The 19,317-nt window shown below is 40.1% G+C and carries 16 protein-coding genes; 3 read left to right on the top strand and 13 right to left on the bottom strand.

Annotation, left to right across the window (positions count from 1 at the left end; genetic code table 11):
• Positions 1 to 124: 124 nt before the first annotated feature.
• The 11 genes from sfsA to B5D46_RS03880 form a co-directional block, all read right to left on the bottom strand.
• Positions 125 to 796: a DNA/RNA nuclease SfsA gene (sfsA, locus tag B5D46_RS03930; RefSeq protein ID WP_078928329.1), complete on the bottom strand. Its 672-nt coding sequence runs from the start codon at positions 794 to 796 to the stop codon at positions 125 to 127.
• 35 nt (positions 797 to 831) lie between these two features.
• Positions 832 to 1,038 carry a hypothetical protein gene (locus tag B5D46_RS03925; protein WP_078928328.1) on the bottom strand — a complete coding sequence of 69 codons (207 nt, stop codon included), beginning with the start codon at positions 1,036 to 1,038 and terminating at the stop codon, positions 832 to 834.
• Positions 1,039 to 1,482: 444 nt separating this feature from the next.
• On the bottom strand, positions 1,483 to 3,096 hold the full coding sequence (locus B5D46_RS03920; RefSeq protein WP_078928327.1) for a mannitol dehydrogenase family protein: 1,614 nt from the start codon (positions 3,094 to 3,096) through the stop codon (positions 1,483 to 1,485).
• A 69-nt stretch (positions 3,097 to 3,165) separates the two neighbouring features.
• Positions 3,166 to 4,281 (bottom strand): mannonate dehydratase, encoded by a 1,116-nt coding sequence (locus B5D46_RS03915; protein ID WP_234973818.1) that lies wholly within the window; start codon positions 4,279 to 4,281, stop codon positions 3,166 to 3,168.
• A 104-nt stretch (positions 4,282 to 4,385) separates the two neighbouring features.
• On the bottom strand, positions 4,386 to 5,795 hold the full coding sequence (gene uxaC / locus B5D46_RS03910; RefSeq protein WP_078928326.1) for a glucuronate isomerase: 1,410 nt from the start codon (positions 5,793 to 5,795) through the stop codon (positions 4,386 to 4,388).
• An 85-nt stretch (positions 5,796 to 5,880) separates the two neighbouring features.
• On the bottom strand, positions 5,881 to 7,227 hold the full coding sequence (locus tag B5D46_RS03905; RefSeq protein ID WP_078928325.1) for a TRAP transporter large permease: 1,347 nt from the start codon (positions 7,225 to 7,227) through the stop codon (positions 5,881 to 5,883).
• Between the two features lie 69 nt (positions 7,228 to 7,296).
• Positions 7,297 to 7,806, bottom strand: a complete 510-nt coding sequence (locus B5D46_RS03900; RefSeq protein WP_074841469.1) for a TRAP transporter small permease — start codon at positions 7,804 to 7,806, stop codon at positions 7,297 to 7,299.
• Between the two features lie 20 nt (positions 7,807 to 7,826).
• Complete coding sequence (locus B5D46_RS03895; protein WP_078928324.1) at positions 7,827 to 8,825, bottom strand: TRAP transporter substrate-binding protein; 999 nt, start codon at positions 8,823 to 8,825, stop codon at positions 7,827 to 7,829.
• A gap of 94 nt (positions 8,826 to 8,919) precedes the next feature.
• Positions 8,920 to 9,561, bottom strand: a complete 642-nt coding sequence (locus B5D46_RS03890; protein ID WP_078928323.1) for a bifunctional 4-hydroxy-2-oxoglutarate aldolase/2-dehydro-3-deoxy-phosphogluconate aldolase — start codon at positions 9,559 to 9,561, stop codon at positions 8,920 to 8,922.
• Between the two features lie 9 nt (positions 9,562 to 9,570).
• Positions 9,571 to 10,527, bottom strand: a complete 957-nt coding sequence (locus tag B5D46_RS03885; protein WP_078928322.1) for a sugar kinase — start codon at positions 10,525 to 10,527, stop codon at positions 9,571 to 9,573.
• A gap of 456 nt (positions 10,528 to 10,983) precedes the next feature.
• A complete protein-coding gene (locus tag B5D46_RS03880; protein ID WP_078928321.1) occupies positions 10,984 to 12,864 on the bottom strand; it encodes a sigma 54-interacting transcriptional regulator in 1,881 nt (626 codons plus the stop codon).
• 620 nt (positions 12,865 to 13,484) lie between these two features.
• Here B5D46_RS03880 and B5D46_RS03870 point away from each other — a divergent pair.
• From B5D46_RS03870 to B5D46_RS03860, 3 genes are all read left to right on the top strand, one after another.
• Entirely contained in the window at positions 13,485 to 14,981 is a 1,497-nt protein-coding gene (locus B5D46_RS03870; protein WP_078928319.1) for a tagaturonate reductase, read from the top strand.
• Positions 14,982 to 14,991: 10 nt separating this feature from the next.
• Positions 14,992 to 16,479, top strand: coding sequence for a UxaA family hydrolase (locus tag B5D46_RS03865; protein ID WP_078928318.1), 1,488 nt, complete (start codon positions 14,992 to 14,994; stop codon positions 16,477 to 16,479).
• A gap of 378 nt (positions 16,480 to 16,857) precedes the next feature.
• Positions 16,858 to 17,931, top strand: coding sequence for a substrate-binding domain-containing protein (locus B5D46_RS03860; RefSeq protein ID WP_078928317.1), 1,074 nt, complete (start codon positions 16,858 to 16,860; stop codon positions 17,929 to 17,931).
• Between the two features lie 70 nt (positions 17,932 to 18,001).
• Here the strand turns inward: B5D46_RS03860 and B5D46_RS03855 are convergent, their stop codons facing one another.
• Both B5D46_RS03855 and B5D46_RS03850 read right to left on the bottom strand, forming a co-directional pair.
• Positions 18,002 to 18,718 carry a hypothetical protein gene (locus tag B5D46_RS03855; RefSeq protein ID WP_078928316.1) on the bottom strand — a complete coding sequence of 239 codons (717 nt, stop codon included), beginning with the start codon at positions 18,716 to 18,718 and terminating at the stop codon, positions 18,002 to 18,004.
• A gap of 32 nt (positions 18,719 to 18,750) precedes the next feature.
• Positions 18,751 to 19,161 (bottom strand): GNAT family N-acetyltransferase, encoded by a 411-nt coding sequence (locus B5D46_RS03850; protein ID WP_078928315.1) that lies wholly within the window; start codon positions 19,159 to 19,161, stop codon positions 18,751 to 18,753.
• Positions 19,162 to 19,317: the final 156 nt, after the last annotated feature.

The raw sequence follows: 19,317 nt of genomic DNA, 5'->3' as shown, positions 1-19,317 counted from the left end.
GGCATATTTTAAACCAAAAACAGATAATGATCAAATAAATTTTTGTCTTGTTTTTCTTATTTTTATTTATTTTTTAGCCATAAAAATCGTGATATAGAAACTTCTGTATTTTCAGCAGGTTATTTCATAGTTCAACTATGACACGACTGTTGTTGATAGACAGTTTTTCTTCTGTAACATCGCAGCCTAGAAACCAGATTCTGACACCGGCTTTTAAGGCATCATTCCAGGCAGTCCCGAATTCAGGCTGAATCTGAATGTTTGGTCTTACCTCGTTTACCTGCGGCATCTGAATAACAAAGGCCAGAGCGCACTCATCCCCTTTCTCTCTAGCGTCTATAAGCTCATATATATGTCTAACTCCGCGCTCAGTCGGAGCATCAGGGAAATAGCCTATCCCCTCTTTTTCAAGAGTACAGCCTTTAACTTCCACAAGATACCTTTTATTCCCCTTTTCAAGGTAGAAATCTATTCTTGATTTTCCATACCTGTATTCAGGACGAACAAAGTCAAAATACTTAGTGAGCCACTCCTTCATAACAGTATTAGGAGCCTGACTGTCTATATTTACAAGGCCAAGCCCTTTCTTATATACGGCAATCAGATCATACTGAGTTTTTCTCTCTTTACTGTCTGATTTAGAAAGAATTACCTGAGAATCCGGCAGCAGAAGCTCTCTGCATCTGCCGGTATTTTTGACATGAACTGTTTCAACTTTATCGCCAGCAAATACCCTGGCAATAAAACGGTTTGGACGTTCTAGAAAAGTGGCTTTATATATATTCGAGTACTGCATGACTTAATTTTAACATGCAGTTAGATGGTCTAATACTACTTAATTCTGTTGTACTGATACAGAAATATTCCAAGAACAGTAACAATAAATATAGGCAGGAAATAACCTTTATCTGCGGCAAATTTCCATAGGACAATTAAAAAAGCCAGCTCAAGAAGCCACATAATACGTAATGGGATCTTTCTGGTTACTGAAACATTGCCTGCAGTTTCACTGGCTCTATTCTTTTCTGAGGCTGGCATTACTCACTCCTTGTTTTGTTTTTATATGGACAGTTGTTATTTTTCTGATGTCCTTTTTTTTTGATTATGATCCTATTTTTTTCTAATAAATACCCTGTGTTTTCTCAAAAAACATAAAAAAAAACTGATAAAAAAGCTCGTTTTTTGAATAAGTTCAAAAAAGTGCAAAGCATAATCGAGGAAAAAGCTTCCCCCCAAAAAAATCGTAAAGAAAACGCTTACAAAACTGTGACTTTCATTCTCTGAATTAAACCAGATTTAACTTTAATAGAAATAGATGGTAGCTACTCCAGAATTTTAGAAGAATTTTGATGGCAGGCTAGAACAGACAGGAAAGTAAAAGAAAGACCTCGCGAACAAAAAAAAACTCTCTTCCCCTTATATTAAAGGAAGAGAGAGTAACCATGTTAGGATAACAAACATAAGGAGTTTTATGAAAATTTATTAGCCAAGGTATTTCTTTAAAGTATTACGAACTGCTCCAACAGAGGCAATTTCTTCACGGAAGAGATTCTCTATCTTCAGCCCTACTCCAGCCTCATACAGATCAACTCCGAAAATAACCTTATTAGAAAGAATTGGATGCACTTTTGAGCTGATGTCAGTGTCAGAACCCAGGGTTATACCTTCAAGATATTTCCTGAGTGTCTCAAGCTGTGGATCATCAGATAACACAAACTCTTTACCGTTATCATCAACCCCCAGAAGATAACGCAGCCATCCTGCTATTGCTAAAGGAAGTGCAATCATCTTTGAGGTATCAAGGCCGAGACGTCTGTAACTCTTTAAAGTCTCACCAAAACGAACAGGAACCTTCTGTGAGGTATCTGTTGCAATACGCTGTGGAGTATCAGGAAGAGCTCTGTTTACAAGACGCTGTTCAATTACCTCTGAGAGGAAAGATTCTGGATTTAGAATCTTTGGATCTTCTACAACCTTAAGCCCCTCATCATAGCCAAGCTTCTTAACTAGTGAAACCAGCTCTCGGTCATCCATTTCATCTGCAATCTTTTTATAGCCAAGTACACAGCCATATACAGCCAGTGCAGTATGCAGAGGGTTCAGACAGGTTGTAACCTTCATGCGTTCACACAGTTCAACTCCTTTTTTGGTTGTAAACAGGACACCGGCCTTCTCCAAAGGAGGTCTGCCATTTGGGAAACGGTCCTCTATTACCAGATACTGAGGCTTTTCTGCATTTACAAATGGAGCAATATAGGTACCCTTGGTGGTTTTAATGCTCTCCATATCCTCAACCCCCAAATCCTTTAACATTTTTTCGATATCAGGATCTGGTCTTGGAGTAATCTTATCAATCATTGAACAAGGGAATGCTACAATGTTTTCATCCTTGAGATAATCTAAAAATCCTTTCTCACAGAATCCGTTCTCAACCCATTTCTCAGCAACGGTTACTACGGAACGCTGCAGAATAGTTCCATTGTTGGAGCAGTTATCCATTGAAACCAGAGAGATAGGATACTTTCCTGCAAGATAACGCTCATATAAAAGAGCACAGGTTATGGACATACCATGTTTTGCTCTCTTTGGACCGTTTTTAAAATCTTCAAGGACTACTGGAGTAAAAGAGCCGTCAATACCCTTAAGAGAATAACCTTTTTCTGTAATGGTAAATGACATAAGCTGCAGAGACTTATCTTTAAACATCTCAACTGCACGGGATTCATCCGCCTTATCCTCACCATTTAAAAGAAGATCGCAGACTGTTGCTCCGATGATCTGCATCTTTGTTGAAGAATCTGGAAGAAGAGTTACTCCGAGTACCAGATTATCATGAGGCTTTTCGATTTTTTCTCTGGTCTCGCCGCTTCTTGTAGATAAAGTTACAATGCCTCTGTCAGACAATTTTCTGTTCAGAAGCTCCTGCTGAACAGAAGCGATAAATGCATGGTAAATATTTCCTGCCCCCATATGCACCCATACAGGATGCTCACAGGTTCTGCGGCGAACTTCTGAAACAGAATACATAGGAAGAGCAATCGAAGCTTTCTCAAATGCACTCTTGTCCAGCTCAATTCCTTTTTCAGTAACTTTCATATTAAAGCGTAATCCTTATTCGTTATATCACTGCCCTGTTGTTCAGGGCAGCAGTGAAAGACTTTGTTATTACCAGATTAAAGACTGTTCTGTTGAATAGATGTTGTCAGGGTAATTCATTCCCTTATCCTTACGGATTGCCTCTTCCAGTCCCTGCAGATAGGTTGCACCTAAAGCTCTGTCATATAGACCGTATCCAGGACGGGCTTTCTCTCCCCAGATCTCACGACCGTGATCAGGACGGACAACACCGTTGAATCCAACTTCAACCAGAGCCTTCATAATCTCATACATATCCAGTGAACCCTCACGTGAAACATGAGAACTCTCATGGAACTGATGATCACCGGTGTGTTTTACATTACGTACATGAGCAAAATGAATTCTGGAGCTGATTTCCTTGTTGCGGATAATCTTAGGAATATCATTGGCAGGATTGCTTCCTAAAGAACCGGTACATAGGGTAAAGCCGTTATAAGGTGAGCTGTTCATTCTTGCAATCTTTACCAGATCCTCTTCGCACTTGCAGATACGAGGAAGACCGAATAAATCATATGCAGGATCATCTGGATGAACACCCATCTTGATATTGTATTTCTCGCAGGTTGGCATAATGGCATCTAAGAAATACTTAAAGTTTGCACGCAGATCATCTGCGGTCATTCCTGCGAATTTCTTGATTTCAGCAGTAATTTCGCTTCTACGGTTAAGCTCCCAACCAGGCATTTCAAAGCCGTTTGAATTCTTGATGATGTAATCAAACATCTCTTCGGCGCTTAATCCTTCACAGATTTTACCGTTATAACCCAGAGCTGTTGAACCATCTTCCAGAGGCTGAGCCAGATCAGTTCTAGTCCAGTCAAAAACAGGCATAAAGTTATAACAAACAAGATGTATACCGCATTTACCAACAGCCTCAAGTGATTTGATATAGTTTTCAATATATTTGTCACGGGTGTTAGCTCCATATTTAATATCCTCATGAACATTGATACTCTCAATGCCCATAAGCTTTAAGCCTGCCTTCTCTACAAAATGTTTACGCTCTAAAACCTTTTCCTCAGGCCAAACCTCACCTGCAGGAATTTCATGAAGTGCGGTGATAACACCTTCCATACCACCAATCTGACGGATCTTATCTAAAGTAATAGGATCCTGCTCTGGACCATACCAGCGAAAAGACATATGCATCATAACTGACAGACTCCAAATAACTATTCTCTAATGCTGTTCTATTACCATTCCTCCCTGTTCAAGGGGGAATGGCCTATTATGTATCTGATTTAGAATCAGACGTTAAAACCGAAATAACGGTTGGTGTTGTTAAAGGAAATATCCTCAACCATCTGACCTAGGAAAGTCATATCCTCTGGATACATGCCCTTCTCAACATAAGTACCGATAAAGTTACACATAATGCGGCGGAAGTACTCATGTCTGGTGTATGAAAGGAATGAACGTGAATCGGTCAGCATACCAAGGAAGTTACCGAATACAGACAGATTTGCAAAGGAAGTCATCTGATCAACCATTCCCTGGTATGAATCATTGAACCACCATGCTGCACCCTGCTGAATCTTACCCTTAGCCTCTGGGCCCTGGAAGGCACCGATTGCAGTAGCAATAGGACCGTTATCAGCTGGATTCAGTGAATACCAGATAGTCTTTGGAAGAGCATTTCTCTTGGTAAGCTCATTCATTAAAATACCGATTGCCTCGGCACATGGACGGTTGCCCATATAGTCAAAGCCAGTATCTGAACCTAGAAGTTTGAACATCTTGCTGTTTGGATCACGGATTGCGCCATAGTGAATCTGCATTACCCATCCATACTTTGTGTAGCCTTCAGCCAGATGAAGAAGAATCATTGACTTGTAGGCTTCGATCTCCTCTGAAGTTAAGGTTTCATTAGCCAAACCTTTTTCATAGATTCTTTCAAGTTCACTGTCAGATACAACTTTGCAGTATGCGTAATCAATACCGTGGTCAGCAGCACGACAGCCCATATCGTTGAAGAACTTCATTCTTTCATCGATAGCTTCAAAGAATGCCTTGCAGGAATCAATCTTCTTGCCTGTGAGCTTTGAAATATGTTCTACATATGAAGCAAACTCAGGCTTTTCAATCTTCATTGCCTTATCAGGACGCCATGCAGGTAGAACCTTGCAAGGAGCTGAACTGTCAGCGGCTATTTTCTTGTGCCACTCAAGAGAATCACCAGGATCATCGGTGGTACAGATTAACTTAACATTTGACTTACGGATAATGTCACGAACTCTGAAATTGTCAGAAGCCAGCTTCTCGTTACACTTCTCCCAGATTTCCTTGCATGAACGTTCATTAAGTGGAGTAGAAATATCAAAATATCTCTGAAGCTCTAAATGAGTCCAGTGGTACATAGGATTTGCAAAAGCTAAAGGCAGAGATTTTGCAAAAGCCTCAAACTTCTCATAATCTGAGCTCTCTGAACCGGTAATCTGACTCTCAGGATAACCATTTGATCTCATCACACGCCATTTGTAGTGGTCTCCTGACAGCCATGCATCGGTAATATTTCTGAACTTATAGTTCTCAGCAATCTGCTGTGGATTGATATGACAGTGATAATCAATGATAGGCATTTTTGCAGCATGTTCATGATAAAGTCTGCAGGCAGTGTCATTTTCAAGCATAAAATCCTTATCTAAAAACTTTTTCATTTTTAAATCTCGCTAATTAAATATGAATTAAACTGGGTCAAGATCCGCATTTAAATGCGGATCACTTTTAAGAAAAATCAGAAAGTTACGGCGTCAATCCGAGCATGTCTTTTGAAACAGGACCTAAAGCTTCTGGGTAACCTGCCAGGTATGCAAGATAGCTGGATAGGAATGGCAGATAAGTGATCAACATTAACACCATGAAGATCAGAGCGTAGTAAGGTAATAAAGGCTTAATTACCTTCTCGATTGTGGTCTTTCCAACCTTAACACCTACGAACAGAATATTACCTACAGGTGGAGTAATCAGACCGATGCATAGGTTGAAGGTGATAATAATACCGAACTCAACTGGTGAAATACCGCATGACTGTGCAATTGGCAGGAAGATTGGGGTAAAGATCAGAACTGCAGGAGTGGTATCCAGGAAGGTACCAACAAACAGCAGCACAATATTGATGATCAGCATGATCACAATCTTGCTTTCTGAAACACCTCTTAAAAGCTCACCTACAGCATCAGGGATATTAACAAATGAAATTACCCATGACATGATTGAGGATACGCCAATAAGAAGAATAATAATGCCTGTCATCTGTACTGAATTTGCATAAATCTTAAGCAGTTTCTTAAGATTGATGGTACGGTAGCATAAAGACAGAATCAGAGAATAAACTACTGCAACAATAGCGCCTTCGGTTGCAGTGAAAGCACCAGCTACGATACCGCCGATAACAAGCACAATCAGTAACAGTGATGGAAGAGCATCAAAGGTGATCTTCATTGCGATTGGTAAAGTGATCTTTTGGGAATCCTTCTTGTAACCTCTGCTGTGAGCAAGGAAACCAGCAAGAACCATGCAGACTAAGCCCCATAGAATACCAGGGATATAACCTGCGATAAATAAAGCTGCAACAGAGGTACCGCCTGATACCAGTGCGTAGGTAATTAAAACATTGCTTGGTGGAATTAAAAGTCCGGTAGGTGCTGTGGCAATATTTACGGTTGCCATATAATCACGCTCATAACCTTCCTTCTCAGCAATAGGGCCAACAATTGAACCCATGGCAGAAGCGGCTGCAACACCAGAGCCGGAAATTGCACCGAACATCATGTTAGCCATAGCATTGGTATGAGCATAACAGCCTGGTAATCTGCCTACCAGAAGACGGGCAAAGTTCATCAGACGCAGAGCAATACCGCCCTGATTCATGATATCGCCAGCCAGAATAAAGAATGGAATAGCAATCAGAGTAAATACAGAGATACCGGTGAAGGTACGCTGTGCGCCTGTCTGCAACATCATGTCAAAGTCCAGAGCTACACCACCTGCAACAACTGACGAAATAGCAATTGCAATACAGATTGGAGTTCCCAGGATCAGTAGACCGACGAGGCAAACAGCCAGGAGAATACTTACAATAACAGTCATATCTGTCTTCCTTAAATGAGGGGAGAGCATCTCCCCTCTGTTTATAAGAATCGTGGTTGAATCAGGAAATTATGACTCTGCACTGACACCGTAGCGGTCAACGTCAGGAGAGGATAAAACCTTGAATATGTCTAATAGATTTAGGAGACCATACAGGCAGATAATTACCCCCGAAATTGGGAGAACTGCATACATGAATCCCATACTGATACCCAGAGAAGCGGTTTCCTGGGAGAAATTCTCAGTAGACATGATGTAACCACCATAGATCAGAAGCGAAACTGCGGTAAGCATTACACAAAGTTCAGAAAAAATGTCCAGATAGGCCTTTTTTCTGCCTGTAAATTTGGCAGAGAAGAAGGTCATGCAAAGATGACCTCTCTTGCCGAAGACACTAGCTGCACCAAGGATTGAAAGCCAGGTGAAGCTATAGGTTACTATTTCCTCAGAGATTGTGCTTGGGGAATTAAAGAAGTAACGGGTTACAATCTGGTAAGTACCTACAATGGTCATCTCAATGAAGAGAACAACACATATGGTAATCAGTACCTTGTCCAGAATTTGTCTTAGGCTTTGCATTTATCGCTCCGTTTTATGAATTATTTATTGTTTGATGCGTCAAAGGCTGAAGCTTTATCGTACATAGCCTTCATAGCTGGGTTTTCATTTAGAAGCTGCTGGTGTAAAGGTAGAACCTTCTCACGGAATGCATTGGCATCAACATCAATGAAGGTTACGCCCATCTTCTTAGCCTGCTCTTTAGCCTCAGCAATTCTCTTGTGCCATGCCTCGAACTCAGCCTTCTGAGCTTCCTTGGCTGCATCCTCAAATAACTTACGATCCTCGTCGCTTAACTTTGAAAGAAACTTCTCTGAAGCAACAATCAGATCAGGACACATCTGGTGACCATCATATGAGAAGTACTTGCAAACCTCACCGTGCTTCTGATCGGTAAGAGCTAACTCATTGTTCTCTGCACCGTCAATAACACCCTGCTGAAGAGCTGAATAAACTTCACCGAAGCTCATTGGGGTTGCAGCTGCACCGAAGGCTTCCATCATCTTAACGTTGGTAGGACCAGCCTGAACACGGAACTTCTTGCCCTTCAGATCGTCAACTGTGTTGATTGGTGTCTTTGAGTAGAAATTACGAGTGCCGGCAGTAAAAGCACCTAATGGTCTGAAACCATCCTTCTGAGCATCTGAGCCTAACTCAGCAAGAACTTCTGGATCAGTAATAAACTTTTCAAAGTTTGATTCTGAGGTAAACAGGAAAGGAACTGAGAATACTGCATACTTCTTGTTGAATGATTCAATGTTTGCTGTTGATACTGACAGGAACTGAACAGAATTCATCTTAACCAGCTCCAGAACCTTCTCATTAGCACCTAATGAACTGTTTGGGAAAATTCTAACGTCGTACTTGTCACCAGCCTTGCTCTCTACAAAGTTCTTGAAAGCAACAAAACCGATATGGTCTGGGTGAGTCTCAATCTGAGTGTGAGAAATACGAACAGTGGTCTTTGCCTCAGCTGAAGCTGCAAAGCCTAAAATAGAAGCAACAGCTAATGCGGTTCCAAGAATTTTCTTAATACTCATAGTAATCTCCTTATGATTAGGTAGTTTTTAGTTAAATATAAATAAACAAAGTTGCTTGAATAGGGATTCGAAATATATTCTGCTCCCGGAAATCTTAGGATCTGATATTCTTAACTTTCTTGAGAATATCTCTGCAGGCAGAGCTGATACCCTCATAATCCTCGGCCTTAACCATCTTAGGGTCTGGTACAAAGCTTCCTCCAACTGCGGCGACGTTCTTGAGGCTCAGATACTCTGAGAGATTGTCTAGATTTACTCCGCCTGTAGGAACAAACTTGATTGAAGCATATGGACCTGCAAGAGCCTTTAAGGTCTTGGTTCCGCCATAGGCGGCTGCAGGGAAGAACTTGACTACCTCAAGACCGAAGTCTAATGCCTGCTCCAGATCTGATGGGGTTACTGTACCAGGGCAGATTGCAAGATTATGCTTTAGGCACCAGTCAACAACCTTTGGATTAAAGCCAGGGGTAATTACAAACTTACCGCCGTTATCCAGGGTTGCCCATGCCTGGTCAACATTGTGAACAGTACCTGAGCCTACCAGCATGTCAGGACACTCTTCAGCCATAATCTTAATTGCTTTGGCTGCAGCCTCGGTACGGAAGGTAACCTCTGCAATAGGAATTCCGCCGTCACACAGAGCATGAGCCAGAGGAGCAGCCTTACCGGCATCCTCAAGAACAACCAGAGGAACAATGCCAACTGATTCAATATCGTTTAAAACTTTAAATTTCATCTTTATCTCCTAAAAATCTCTGCGCTTGTGAGATGACATAAAATCCTGCAGCTGCTTAGGTGTTGGCAGACCTTCATTGTCGCCAGTGAAAGTACACTGTATTGCACCGATGGCACAGCCGCGCTCAACAGCCTTATCAAAATCAATTCCTTCCATAAGACCAGACAGAACTCCGGCAGCAAAACCATCTCCTGCACCTACGGTATCTACAACCTTGTCAATAATAAAGCCGGCAACCTTACCGGTCTTTTCAGGAGTTGCGTAATAGGCACCCTGAGGGCCACACTTTACAATTACGCTCTTTGCGCCAAGCTTCTGGTAGAATGCTGCAATTTTTTCTGGTTCAGATGAACCGCATAAAATGTCTCCCTCACCGTCACCTGGCATTACCAGATCGGCCTTTGAGGCCAGATCATTCAGGGTCTTGACCATCAGTTCACGGCTTGCCCACAACTGAGGTCTCAGGTTAGGATCAAAGGAAATATAAAGACCTGCTTTACGTCCAAGCTCAATCATTTTGTACACAGCCTTCAGGGTTGTCTCTGAAAGAGCTGGTGCAATGCCTGTAAGGTGAATGTGAGAGAATTTGGTAAAATCAATCTTTTCAACATCACTCTCGGATAGAGTTGATGCTGCTGAACCAGATCGGAAATAGAAAATCTGAGGGTCGCCTTTTGAAACCTTTCCCTTTAGCATGAAACCTGTACGCTCTTTTGATGAATAGCTTACAAGTGAAGAATCAATTCCATTTCCTCTTAAAGTTGATTCAATCAGTTTTCCAAAAGGATCATCTCCAAGCTTGGTTAAATATGAAACTTTGAGACCAAGTCTTGAAATTCCGGTTGCAACGTTGAATTCTGCACCTGCAACTGCCAATGAATAATCTCTGACAGTTTCCAGAGCTCCTTCCTGCTTTGCAATCAGGAGGCCCATTGGCTCTCCTACAAGCAGCAACCCTTTTGACATAAAATTCTCCTATACCCTTTTTTTGAAACTTATATTGATTTTTCTTATTTAAATAACCAGTTAATTAAGACTGGCTAAAAACTATTATTCAGATTAAAGCAGAACTGCTTCTTTATTAACCTATGTGAAGCACAATCATGAAAAACGCAAAAAGCTTTCGTCACATAGTCTAAATTTGGACGGAGGAGCATCAAAACATAATTTATCTGATGTTATGATGGATATTTGTTCCATTGTTGCTCTTTTGTCATGTGTTTCTAAATAAATAATTTTTATATTTCCATAATAGCAACGATTATGCCAATTATTTATTTAATTGAAAATTAAGGAAGTTTTTATTTGATGTTTATAGATGAAACGTTTTGGATATTATATTATGTTCCAAAACGTTTCAGTTTGAAACCTTTAGACTTGATATGCATCACACAAAACAAATCTGCTATTTTTGTATAGTAGCTAATCGCTTAAACCTAGAGTCTTAAGTTTTCTCCACAAGGAAGTTCTTGATATTCCGGCAAGTTTTGCAACCTCAGCATTTGAATGACGTTCCAGCATATAACGGTAATATTCCTTCTCAATCTCTGCCAGAGGCATATCATCTTTAAAATTCAAAACCTGCTGACCACCATCTGATCCAGCCGAAACCACTTCCTTGTCATGATTTAGTATATTTAAAACATTAGATAATTTGATCTCATCTCCATAAAATGACAGAGCCTCGGCAAAATTACGAAGCTCACGTACATTACCCGGCCATGAATAGGTTAAAAGTACAGATCTAATGCTATCCTCAAATTCAATATACTCTTCATTCTTATGAAGAAATTCAGCCATAAAGGCCTTAAACAGCACCAGCACATCCCTACTACGCTCACGCAGAGGAGGAATGGTCAGTTGCAGAACATTAAGTCTGTAGTAAAGATCATATCTGAACTTCCCCTGCTCACATAAAGGCAGGATCTTTTTGTTAGAAGCACAGATAATACGGATATCCAGAGGAATAATGCGATCATCTCCGATACGCATAACCTCACGTTCCTGGATCACACGAAGGAACTGACTCTGAACCTCAAGAGGTATTTCTGTAATCTCATCGAGGAATATGGTTCCTCCCTGAGCCAGCTCAAACAGACCTTTCTTACCGGAGCTGCGGGCTCCAGTGAAGGCACCTTCTGCATAACCGAACAGTTCAGAGGCCACAAGCCCCTGAGGTAAAGAGGCACAGTTGACTGAAACAAACGGCTTTTTGGCACGAGGAGAATTATTATGAATACTCTGAGCAAAGCCTTCCTTTCCCACACCAGTTTCTCCAAAAAGCATAACCGTTGAATCTGAGTTGGAAAAACGTTTAGCCAGAGCTACAGCATCTTCCATGACCAGAGACTCAAATCTAATATCCTTGAAGCTGCGGCGGGCAAAAAGGCCTTTCTCATAAGAGGAAATCTTAATATTCTTCGCATTTTCCTCAATTGCAGTACTATCCTGCATGATTACTACATTACTGCTGGTTTTGTTTCCTGAAATAAATTTATTTCCAGATAAGGGAATACTGCGGAACAGAACCTTGTTCTGATTAAGGTTAACAACTCTTGGAACGTTGTTTGCCCTATTCATATAATCTTCAAGTATGTGAAACCACTGTTCCTTGGATTCGGGCTGCATCAGCTTAAGGGCAGATTCGTTGTAAATTGCAGGCTTGTTGTCTGAATCAAAAAAAATCACACCTTCATCAATGTTATCAAGAACACTTTCCATACACTCAAAATTCTTCTGACTGACATTAAGATATTCGAGCATTTCCAGAGCCTGCAGAATAACTTTTTTTATAGAGAAGAAATCTGACTCCAAAGGCTCAACAATCAGATTATGGGATTTTGCTGTCTCGATAGCCAGAACACAGCCTAAAACACCATCTGTTCCGCAGTCAACTCGCCGTTCAACTGTAGAAATAATATCTTCTGTATTTTTGCAAGGATTGAGTGTGACCTTTACGTCTCCAACATTGAACTCCGCATGGGTTAGACCTATAAAGTTATGCTGACTTATCACACTGATGTTCTTGCACCTCTTTTCTATCAGATTACTGATTCCTCGCTGTATTTCATAATAAGAGGCTGTTATATCAACAACCGACAGCCCCTTTACTCCGCGAAGCAGATCAGCAGTACCACTTCGGCTGATAGCGACCTTACATGAAGGGTATTTGTGCAGCAATTCAACCGCCTCATAGTCAATCGCCTCTTCCACTGGAATTGAGAGATTCATTTGAGAAATGGCATTTGTTGCTAATGCTGCAATTCTGGAATTGGGAGCAAAAAATACGATTGAATCCTTCATACTAAACGCCTTTTTATTACTTTTAACTGTCTGATGAAAATACTATTAATATGTTCAGAGGTTATTTATGTCGCATCGTAAAAAAGATATTACGATAAAAACAACAGCCTCAGAAAAAAATAGCTACCAGATTTTTGTGAACCTATTCATAAAATAATGTTTATTTTTTTAACACTTTGAAACATTATTTTTTCATACTTTGTTTAATTTTGAAACATCAATCTTTAAATTTCCTTTATTTTCAGCATATTTTCATCTTGGCATAAACGTTGCTTTTTAGTGTTTAGGTTCGTAACAACATAACGACCATTTTTAATAACAATCTAAATTTAAACATAAGGAATACATAAATGTATTCGCCTCCAGAAATAAGCTTAGAAAGCAGGTCCTCAATCTTATCAATTCGATCTGGTTTGGGAAGGCTGTTCTTAAAAAGACTATTAACAGTACCCATAAGCTTGACGAGCTCTCTCAGGCCCTTGTGTTTTTTACTGACCATGGTGCATACAAGCTTAAAGTTGAAATCAGATTTTAAGTAAAAAAGCACAAACCTATATACAGTGAAAACTGCAGAAATCTATAAGTTACAAAATTAAAGTTAATTCAAAACGGACAATAAAATGACAAAACTAAACCTTGCATTAAAACCAGAGTGCAAATCTGATCTTCCAGTAAAGGCAATTCAGTTCGGAGAAGGTAATTTTATCCGCTGCTTTATAGACTGGATGGTCTACCGCATGAACAAACAGAACCTGTTCAACGGCAGAATAATTGCGGTTCAGCCAACCCCAAGGGGAAGAACCCTTCCTGTATTAAAGGAGCAGGACTGCCTGTTCACTGCAATTCTTCATGGTTTAGAAAACGGAAAACTGAAAGAAACCTTTGAAATCATAAACTCCATAGCAGCAGCACGTAATCCTTACGACCTGGCCGACTTTGAAAAACTCAAGGAAGATTTCAAACTCCCAACCCTTGAGTTTATTTTCTCCAACACTACCGAAGCCGGTCTTGTCTATACAAAAGAAGAATTACCTAAAGAGGGATGCGTGCTGTCATTCCCAGGAAAACTTACTCAGTTACTTTATGAAAGATTTAAAGCCTTCAAAGGCGCAGAAAATGCCTGCTCAGTTGCTGGATTAAATATCCTTCCATGTGAGCTTATTGAAAATAACGGCACAAAATTAAAAGAAATAATTCTAAAACATGCCGATGACTGGAACCTAGGCGATGAGTTTAAATCTTATGTATGTGAAGACTGCGTATTCTACAATACTCTTGTAGATCGTGTTGTATCTGGCTATCCAAAAGCAGACGCAGAGCGCTATGCCAAGGAACTTGGATATGAAGATGCCCTTATGGCAACCGGAGAGGAATTCAACTTCCTGGCAATTGAAGGCTCAGATGAAATCAGCCGCAAGCTTCCTTTAAAGCAGGCAGGGCTGAATGTTGTTGTAGCTCCTGATATCACTCCTTACCGTCTGCGTAAAGTAAGAATTCTGAATGGAGCTCATACCTCAAATGTACCAGCAGCATTTCTAGCAGGTCTTGATACAGTTGATCAGATGATGACTGATTCTGTTACCGGTCCATTTGCACGTTCTGTAATTTATGATGAAATCATTCCCGCAGTAAAACTTGATAAGGGAATGTTGACTGAATTTGCAGATGCAGTTGTAGACAGATTCATGGATCCATCTCTTCACCATCAGTTAGCATCAATTCTTATGAACTGTGCCTCAAAGGTAAAGGCTCGTGTGCTGCCTTCTATCCTTGATGCAAGATCAAATAACATTCATCCAAAGAAACTGTATTTTGCACTTGCCGCCTTCTTTGCTCTGTATAAGAATTCAGACGGTACCTCTCCAGTTCAGGTAACAAGAGCTGACGGCAAAACAGGTCAGTTCCAGGATGATGAGTATGCAGTAAAGACCATGTCCAAGGCCTGGGGACTTTATAAGAATTCAGAAGAGAGTGCCGTAGACACAGTAAAAGCAATTCTTTCAGACGAAAAGCTCTGGGGAGAAGATCTTTGTGGCAAAGTTGATGTAGCTCTGATTGCCCACCTGACCCACAGTGTCGTTACCAACGGCGTTAAATCCACAATGGCAGAATGTTAGGAGATAAATAATGCAGTGCATAGTGATCAACCCTAAAGAGGATGTTGTCGCTGTCGCCCTTGAGGATCTGAAAAAGGGTCAGACTGTAAAAACCACCTTAGGTGATGTATCTTTAGTAGATGACATTCCACGTGGACACAAGTTTGCGCTTCAAGATCTGAATGAAGGCGACCAGATTATTAAATACGGATATTCAATCGGACATGCTACCTGCAGAATCAGTAAAGGACAGCATGTGCATTCACATAATGTAAAAACCAATCTATCCGGTACCAAATCATATACCTATAACAAGACTCCTCTATCAACTCTAAAAAAGGTTGACAGATCCTTTGAGGGCTATGTTAGAGCTGACGGTCAGGTAGGAATCAGAAACGAAGTATGGATTATCCCTACCGTATTCTGTGTAAACCACATTGCTAAAGAGCTTGAAGCATACGCCAGAGAGCAGCTGTCCGGCTATGAACATATCGACGGGTGCTATGCTCTGACACACCCATATGGATGTTCTCAGATGGGTGAAGATCAGACTACTACCCAGAAGCTGCTAGCCTCGCTAACGCGCCACCCTAATGCAGGTGCAGTTCTGGTTTTAGGACTTGGCTGTGAAAATAACAATCTTTCTGAATTCAAGAAATTTTTAGATGTGTCTGATGAGAGACTGATGTTTTTAAACACCCAGGAAGTAAAGGACGAACTTGAGGCTGGTTACGGCATTATTGATACTCTTCTTAATCTAGCTAATCAGGCAAGAAGGGAAAGTGTACCTTTATCAAGGCTTAGAATCGGACTTAAGTGTGGCGGATCTGACGGTCTGTCAGGAATAACCGCAAATCCACTGATAGGCAGGGTAAGCGATCTGATTGTAGGTTCCGGTGGTACTTCAGTTATGACTGAGGTTCCAGAAATGTTTGGAGCAGAACAGATTCTGATGAACCGAGCAAAGGATGAGAAGACCTTTAATCAGACTGTAAATCTCATAAATGACTTTAAAGGTTATTTCAAATCTCATGGAGAAACTGTTTCAGAGAATCCATCCCCTGGCAATAAGGCCGGAGGCATCACAACTTTAGAAGACAAGTCTCTAGGCTGTGTACAGAAGGGAGGTAAGGCTCAGGTTGAAGGAACCATAAAATACGCTGAGACTATCAAGGGAACTGGACTTAATCTCCTGAATGCTCCTGGAAATGACGGTGTGTCATGTTCAGCTCTGGCTGCCTGTGGTGTAAATATGATCCTGTTCTCCACAGGAAGAGGAACTCCATTCAGCACCGTAGTCCCAACCATCAAAATCTCTACCAATAATGCCCTTTACGAGAGAAAGGGAGGTAACTGGATCGACTTTAATGCCGGTGTGATTGTAGACGGAAAGGATTTTGATGCTCTTGCTGATGAGCTTTTAGATTACATTATCGACATAGCCTCTGGAAAGAAATCTGTCTCTGAGAAGAGAGATTTCCATGAGCTTTTAATCTGGAAGGATGGTGTAACACTTTAACAGCAAAGAATGTTTATCGATAAAATAAGAGCATAGAGTTTTTTAATGTTGTTCTTTCTTATAACGGATACACTTTAGTATCCGTTTTTTTTTAGCGCTAGAAAAAAAAATAAGACAAAAGAAGGCTTCTGCTGAACAAAATCTATTCAAGTATTTCATCCTTGAACAGAATTGTTCTTCCAGCGATAATCTTTTGGTTAGTCAATTGGCTAGTAACAGATCATCAAATCTCATGATTTTCATTATTCATTCAGCATTAAATTTGAACAAAAATGACAAATAAGTTATCTATGCTATTCCATTCAAGATAATGCTGTTAGAATTGAACTAGAATAATAAGTACAAAAAAAATTTCTGATTAAACGAAAAGATTTAGGTATGAAAATTAAAAAAATAGCGGTAGCTGGTGTGGCTATTTGTTACTCGATTTTCTTATCGACTGCAATGGCAGAAATCATCGGCATATCCTTTCCGAATTACTCCAGTAATTCCTGGCCTGTACAGGGGCAGTACCTGCAGGACTATCTTGAAGAAGATGGTTACGGGGTTTCATATATGCTTGCTGACAACGTTAAGAATCAGATTAAAGATATCAGGAGCATGATAGACAATGGCTGCGAGATTCTGGTGGTAGCCTCTATCGAAGATAAAGCTCTCTCAAAGGTTCTGGATGAGGCAAAACAGAAAAACATCACGGTGATTGCCTACGATAAACCAATCATGAACTCCGACGCTGTGGATTATTACGTTACCTTCGATCATTACTCGGAAGGTGTAAAAAAAGCACAGTATCTTGTGGACAAATTTAAGCTTGATGAAAGAAAACGCAGACTGAATGTTGAGTTTTTCAGTGGAGCAGCATCAGATAATGTTGCCAGAGATATTTATAATGGCGAAATGTCTGTTCTGGAGCCTTATTTTGATTCAGGTATTCTAGGATGTCTCTCGTTTGAAACTGATTTTGAACAGACCTCCAGCAGATACTGGAACGGAACTGCAGCTCAAAAGCGTTTAAGACACATCATCAGCCTCAGTCAGTACAGAAGGCATAGCAAAAACAAAAATCTCGATATAATCATAAGTGAAGGCAACGATATTCCTGAGGCGCTTAAGAGAACCTTAACCAGAGAATATGGCTATAAGAAGAATGAACTTCCATTTATAACCGGTCAGGACTGCTCTGAAGAGAGTTTTAATCAGATAAAGAACGGTCAGCTGCCAATGTGTGTTTTTAAAGACACGCAAACTCTTGCCTATATGGCTAAAGTCGTTGTTGATCGAGTCTCAAGTCAGGGATTTGTTACTTTTCCAGAGAATTCATCTTATTTTAACGGTATTGACGATATCCCAACCTACAGCCTTCCTGTGTCGGTTGTAGATCGTAATAATGTAGACTCTTATCTGGCTGCCAAAGAAAGAGAAAAGAATCTTTCAGGAACAATGAACTTATAAAAAATGTATGCAATTTGCTCTTATCAACTCAGAATCAGACTGATATGACAAGAGCCAATTTGTTTAAAAGTTACTCCTTGAACTTTAAAAGAGAGTCCAAATCATCAACAATCTTTTCATATAAATCATGATTACTGAAAAAATCTGTCCAGAGCTCAACTCTTTTTGATGAGTTTGTATTCTGAACAGTCCAGTGTCCTAGTTTGTTTCCGTATTTCAGCTCAGGATCATCGAATAGTCTGCGACCAATTTCACCTCCACCGAATCTTCCGATAAGCGGCTCTTCAAGGATTGAGCCTTTATCATCCTGAGGAAGAAAGAATCCGTCTTTAAATAAGCTAAACAGCTTTAATGTAATATCAATGGCAACATCTATAGGAAACGAACTCTTTGTTACACTCTTATGTAAAGAGTAAGACAGCTTTGCAAATCTCTGAGATGGACCATCCTCCGTATTATTTATTTCTGAAAAGTCCTTCTCATCAATTGCTCCATAATACTCATTCTTGTTTGGCAATAAATAAGACAGGTAGAATCTTTCCATTTTTAAGGATGGATACGAAGTTGAGGTTTTATGTTCAAATGCCGTATTTATACCATCAAAAAGCTCTCGTAATAACTTTTCGCAGGCAAACTGAATTTCAGCACTCTCCTTCTGCAACTGATCCACGTAAGGATCTATTACATAATAAGCTAAGGCCTTTATACAGTTGTCATAACCGTTTTTATAAAAGAATCTTTCTGTTTTCGATGTATAGGCTCCAAGCACATAATCTAATATTTTCATAATCCAATCCCATTAGAGCAGTTAGATAACCTTTATATTACAAATACTCCTGAAGATACAAAAGCAGCTTTATGTTTTTCAAATCCAATGTGAGAGTAGTATTCCTCAGCCTGTGGAGCAGCCAGAAGAATAATCTTAGCATTGTTATGTATATTATCTTTAGTTATCTGCAGCAGTTTTTTGCCAATACCTTTTTTCTGATAAGCACCACGTACTGCCAGATCACTTACATAACAGCAGTACGCAAAATCAGTGACAGAACGTGCAATACCAACCAATTCCTTTCCATCCCATGCGGTAACAGTAAGCGAGGCATTTTTTAGCATCTGCTCGATTCTTTCATAATCATTTAAAGGGCGACGATCTTTGAGCGATGTCGAGCTTATAAGATCTACATAGTTTTCAACACTAATTTGCTTTTTGGTGGTATAGGTCAGCTCCATAAAAAATCCCTTTTTATCAATAGATTATTGTATGCGCTAGTTTCCTAAATAAAGACTTTAAATAAAACCTTGAGTAAAGCTGGTTTTGTTTTACATATCCATGAGGAAACACAACTAATGAAATTATAAAAATAAATTCTTTTTCGATATGGATCA

Source organism: Succinivibrio dextrinosolvens DSM 3072 (assembly GCF_900167015.1).
Lineage (GTDB): Bacteria > Pseudomonadota > Gammaproteobacteria > Enterobacterales > Succinivibrionaceae > Succinivibrio > Succinivibrio dextrinosolvens.
This window is presented reverse-complemented; position numbering and strand designations above follow the sequence as displayed.